The organism is Methyloceanibacter marginalis (assembly GCF_001723295.1).
Classification (GTDB): domain Bacteria; phylum Pseudomonadota; class Alphaproteobacteria; order Rhizobiales; family Methyloligellaceae; genus Methyloceanibacter; species Methyloceanibacter marginalis.
Genome location: NZ_LPWD01000312.1, coordinates 1 through 4319, shown reverse-complemented (window position 1 = coordinate 4319; position 4319 = coordinate 1). Strand labels below are relative to the sequence as shown.

Below are 4319 nucleotides of genomic sequence, written 5' to 3'. Positions count from 1 at the left end.
CAAGATAAGGACGCGACAGCGCGTCGATGGGTATCGGCAGGGCTCGGGCGATCATGGCGCGCCTCAAGGAACGGTCCCCCCAATGACCCGGGGTTGCAGAGTGAGCTTGCCTGGCTCGAGGAACGTGTCGCGGCGCTAGAGCAGCCGCCGGCAGGCGAAGCGGACCCGGTCGCCGCGCCGGGGGGAGGCGCAGACGCCACCCCCAAGCGAAGCGTGGATGGCGCACTGCGCGCGGAACCTCGCCCCGGAGGAACTGCCCGAGACGGTGGTCCGCAAATACTGCGCGTGCATGGCGGACATCGGCGAGGAGGCCGAAATGCTCACCTGGTCGCAGACCGAGCTGGAGCGTTCCTACCCGCCGGCCCACGTCCAGTGTCACGAGGAGGCGCGGGGCTAAGGCGCGATGGGCAGCGACGTCTATGTGCGTGGGGACGAGTAAGCTCAAGGCGTGCGCAACGACTCAGAAAGCGCCCTTGCTTTGCTGTCCCACATGGCGCGGTCAATGCTTCCGATCATCGTATCTATGGATTGGGCGCGGGCACGCATGAATTCGTGACGGGTCATGTCTCCGTATGGTCCCCCAATTCTTGCGTCGAGCGACTTGCTTCCGCGAAGATGTGTGTCCAGCATGGCTTCGAAATTTGTCCATGCCATGCGAAACCCCGACAGCGCCTCGTTTTCTACCTGATTGACAGTGTAGTCTAGGTAGGCAATTGCAGCTTCTTGATCCTTGTCCCTAAGGCAGAAATGGTTGCTCTCAAAAAAACGCTCGATCTTATCGAAGCCCTCTCGAATCTCGTTGTACTTGTTTTGCATTTGTGCGTGATCGAGTGCGCTTAGTTCATTCATCGCCTTTTGTGATGTGGCAATAAGGTCCTTGCCGAAATAGAAGAGATGATTATCGAGAGCCTCGGATTCGTTCGCGATGTTCTTTGCTACTAGCTGGCGGTGCTTTCTCCACTTCTTGTCGAAGGCTGATTCCGACCACCAGCGAGCTATTCGTCCACCAAGCAGGGTTATCAGGAGTAGACCGGCTAGTAGGCCTACACCCTCCGCGATGAGATTCTCGACCATGCCATCCGACATAGAGGCCAACTGACTAGTCTAACAGCCCGTTCTGGGCTGGCTTTGGATAGCCACAAACAAAGACGCTACCAATTCACCACATAAAAATTACTCTCGCCTCGAGGGCATTCCTCTCGAAGCATGATCGCACCGCGACGCGCGGAGGCTTCCTCAGTTCCGCCGACCTCAACGTAGTGGCCACATCGTGTGCATGTCACACAAAGCCCCTCGACAGTGCCATAGTCACCATCAACGTCTGCATAGTCGACATCAGTCTTGACGCGCATCTGTATGAGGCCCGCCTCTAGCGCTATGCTAGAAATCTACACCGATTCGAGGCTTGCGGGTGCTCGCTGAGCCCCGCCGGGAGGCTCGCACAGCATGAGGTTCAAGTTCTGGCGGCTTGAGTTTGATTTTGATGGGGATGACGCAAAAGTCGTTGTGCCCATTATTCTCTTGCTGGTTGCGGTCCTAACCACGGATATCAATCCAATATGGTTGATCGGATCGCTAGCGGTATATTTTGTATTGTATTTCTTGTGGGGGGATACGGTATCAGCCATCAAACGGTTTGTTGCAAATCGCAATATGCGGTGCCCTAAGTGCAAGAACCGAAAGATAATTCTACAAGGGTATCAAACCTACAAATCCGACGAACATTATCCCTATTATTTTTGTGATAGTTGCAAAACTACGTCCATTCTTACGGACGGTGGATTGCTCCAAATTAGCGGCCGTTGACCCGATGATGTCGAACTCAAAGGAGTTCGAGAACAATCGAGCTCGTTCATACGGTTTGATGAATCGCTTCGGCCTGTCCAATCCCGAGCGAATTGGCCTGACTGAGCAAGAGTATCAGGAGCTCATTGTTGCACGGGATGTCCTTACCGCGCTCGCTTCCTTCGAAGAGAAGTTCTTCGGAGTCAGTGAGGGATACCGACAGGTCGAAGAGTTCGTTCTTAAGTCAACTCTTACGGAAATGATCTACCATCGGCGCGATGACGCCACCTCATTCCATTCAGTGCGTGCAGAGTTTGGAAGGTTGGTGTCGGCATTTCTATCCGCGTGTAGATTGTATCTCGATTCCGCTATCACGGATGCTTCAGAGATATCTGCAGGCGCCATTCACAAAGATGCGGTGAAGGGGCTCATATCGGACCATTATGACCGGTCGCCTTATTACCGAGTGATGGAAGCAATTCGAAACTACGCTCAACATCGTGCTTTGCCCGTAACCAATGTTAGCATCGGGTGGTGTCGCGACAATGGTCGCGACACACGGTCGTTTCGCTCTCAGTTCTTTTTTGAGGAAGCGAAGATAGATGGAAAATTCAAGAGCCAAGCCCGAGCTGAGATAGAAAAGCTTGGTGGCAAGGTCGACCTTAAGGCGTCCGTCAGGTCGTACTTCGATGAACTCTGTTCCATACACGGAAGATTGCGTAAGGAGTTCGGTCCTTACAAGGTCAAGGCTGAGAGGTTGATCCTCGAGTGGCGAAAGAAATGGCAGACCAGATTTCCTAGCAAAGCATTGTCCGCTGTGGCTGCGTGTCAATTCCAGGGTGGTGTCTTGGACCCGCTGGCTCGCGTTGCGTACGTTGACCCCTGAAGTAGACGAGTATCGCGAGTGGTTGGAGAAAAGTACCCGTCACTTGGAAGGGATGTCTAAGCGTCGCGTTGAATTCGATTGAACGAGAGTGACGCCAAACAATCCCCGCCGCTAACCGCGCTACTGCCCCTACCGCCCATACATGGTCCGCGCGACGAGCGGCGCGGCGAGGTTGAGCAGATAGAGCAGCATGGCGTAGTCGGGCGACCACAGGCTCGCGATCATCGACAGCACCGCCGACACGATCAGAATGCCGAGCTCCACGCGTCCGTCGCTTGAGCTCGCGCGGCCGCTGTCGCGTTCGGCGGCGCGGGCGACGAGCAGCGCCGTCACCGCCAGCAGGATCATGTTCGCGCCGTAGATCCAGACGGCGCCGGCCACGTCGTAGCGGTTCAGCGCCAGCATCGAGAACGGCAGCAGCGTGACGAACAAGAGATGGAACAGCACCGCCCAGGCGTAGCCCGGGCTCGCCATCTCCGGCTCCGCGGTCTGCTTCGCGTGTCCGAACCAGAAGCTGACGAGCACGAAGAAGGTGATGAGATAGGCGGTGAAGGTGTCGGCGAGGCCGGCAAGCCCGTCGAGGAATTCCCGGTTGGTCTTCGGGTCGAAGCTCTCGGGGAGCTCGATATTGACGACGAGCAGCGTCATGGCGAACGCAAAGACGGCGTCGGTCAAGGCCTCGAGCCGGTCCGTCGGGATGAACCCTGCGTCTCGCTTCGTCGTGTCTGACAATCGTGCCCCCGCGCCGTTGGCGAGTCGCGCCTTTCGCCATCCTCGATCCGGGCCAGCGTCGCCGTCAACGCGCCGCGCGATCTATCCCCGCCTTATCCCCGCACCTCTTCTGCGCGCTACCGCGCTTCGCGCTACTTGAGCGCAATTTGTCCGCGCGAATCCCCGGCCGTCCCAGCCACCTGTCCTTTCGTCATGGCCGGGCTTGTCCCGGCCATCCAATAGGGCCTAGCGGCAAATCTCTTCGTAGAGGTCTGCCCAAGTCGGGTTCGTCCTTTCGATTGTTCGGATCTTCCACGCTCGCGGCCAACGCTTCATCGTCTTTTCGCGTTGAATGGCGGTTGCCGCGGTCGCGTGTTGCTCAAAGTACACCAGTAGCTTGACGCCATACCGCTTCGTGAATCCCGGGGCTAGTCCCTCGCGGTGCTCGTGGACTCTGCGGATTAGATCGTTTGTCACGCCCACGTAGAGCGCTCCGTGGCGATGCTTGGCTAGGATGTAGACGTAAAACTGGCGCATACGGAAGGAAACGCTCTATTGGACCCCCGGGACAAGCCCGGGGGTGACGATTGGAGCGGAAGGAGCTATCCCCGCTTTAATCCCGCCCCAAAAACCTCGCGTAGAATGCATCCATCCCTCGTCCATGAGGACGCGAGCTGCAGACCGTCTGCTTCTCGGGACGAGGGACGCGGCGCCCGGGGTGGCGCGGTACGGCTGGGATGTCTCGGAGGCACAATTCCCGATAGGCCCGGACAACCGCGCCAGGCTAACGGACCAGCCTCGGGGGTCTCCAGTTCGCCCGCCTGCGCGGTAGCGCGTGGGCCGTCGGGTGAGGTGCGTGATCTCTATGCGCGCATCTGTGCCACTCAGGTGATAAGCGGCGATACGAGGCTTTAAAATGATGCCGCGAGCGGGGCGC

Annotated in this window: 5 protein-coding genes; 2 read left to right on the top strand and 3 right to left on the bottom strand. The window is 57.7% G+C overall.

What is annotated here, in order from left to right; all coding sequences use genetic code 11:
• The first annotated feature begins 265 nt into the window (after positions 1 to 265).
• On the top strand, positions 266 to 397 hold the full coding sequence (locus AUC71_RS21995; protein ID WP_280139311.1) for a hypothetical protein: 132 nt from the start codon (positions 266 to 268) through the stop codon (positions 395 to 397).
• A 44-nt stretch (positions 398 to 441) separates the two neighbouring features.
• On the opposite strand, the gene AUC71_RS11520 is transcribed toward AUC71_RS21995, so the two are convergent.
• Positions 442 to 1074 carry a hypothetical protein gene (locus AUC71_RS11520; protein ID WP_069624380.1) on the bottom strand — a complete coding sequence of 211 codons (633 nt, stop codon included), beginning with the start codon at positions 1072 to 1074 and terminating at the stop codon, positions 442 to 444.
• Positions 1075 to 1777: 703 nt separating this feature from the next.
• Between AUC71_RS11520 and AUC71_RS11515 the strand changes: the two genes are divergently transcribed.
• Positions 1778 to 2671 carry a hypothetical protein gene (locus AUC71_RS11515; RefSeq protein WP_141701635.1) on the top strand — a complete coding sequence of 298 codons (894 nt, stop codon included), beginning with the start codon at positions 1778 to 1780 and terminating at the stop codon, positions 2669 to 2671.
• A 129-nt stretch (positions 2672 to 2800) separates the two neighbouring features.
• Here AUC71_RS11515 and AUC71_RS11510 read toward each other — a convergent pair whose 3' ends face one another.
• Both AUC71_RS11510 and AUC71_RS11505 read right to left on the bottom strand, forming a co-directional pair.
• Complete coding sequence (locus tag AUC71_RS11510; protein ID WP_069624378.1) at positions 2801 to 3403, bottom strand: TMEM175 family protein; 603 nt, start codon at positions 3401 to 3403, stop codon at positions 2801 to 2803.
• A gap of 225 nt (positions 3404 to 3628) precedes the next feature.
• The gene (locus AUC71_RS11505) at positions 3629 to 3919 is read right to left on the bottom strand and encodes a GIY-YIG nuclease family protein (RefSeq protein WP_069624377.1); all 291 of its coding nucleotides are present in this window, start codon (positions 3917 to 3919) and stop codon (positions 3629 to 3631) included.
• Between the last annotated feature and the right edge of the window lie 400 nt (positions 3920 to 4319).

Coding starts and splice junctions, on each gene's coding strand:
- AUC71_RS11520 (WP_069624380.1), bottom strand. CDS start 1,074: ATGGTCGAGAATCTCATCGCGGAGGGTGTAGGCCTACTAGCCGGTCTA.
- AUC71_RS11505 (WP_069624377.1), bottom strand. CDS start 3,919: ATGCGCCAGTTTTACGTCTACATCCTAGCCAAGCATCGCCACGGAGCG.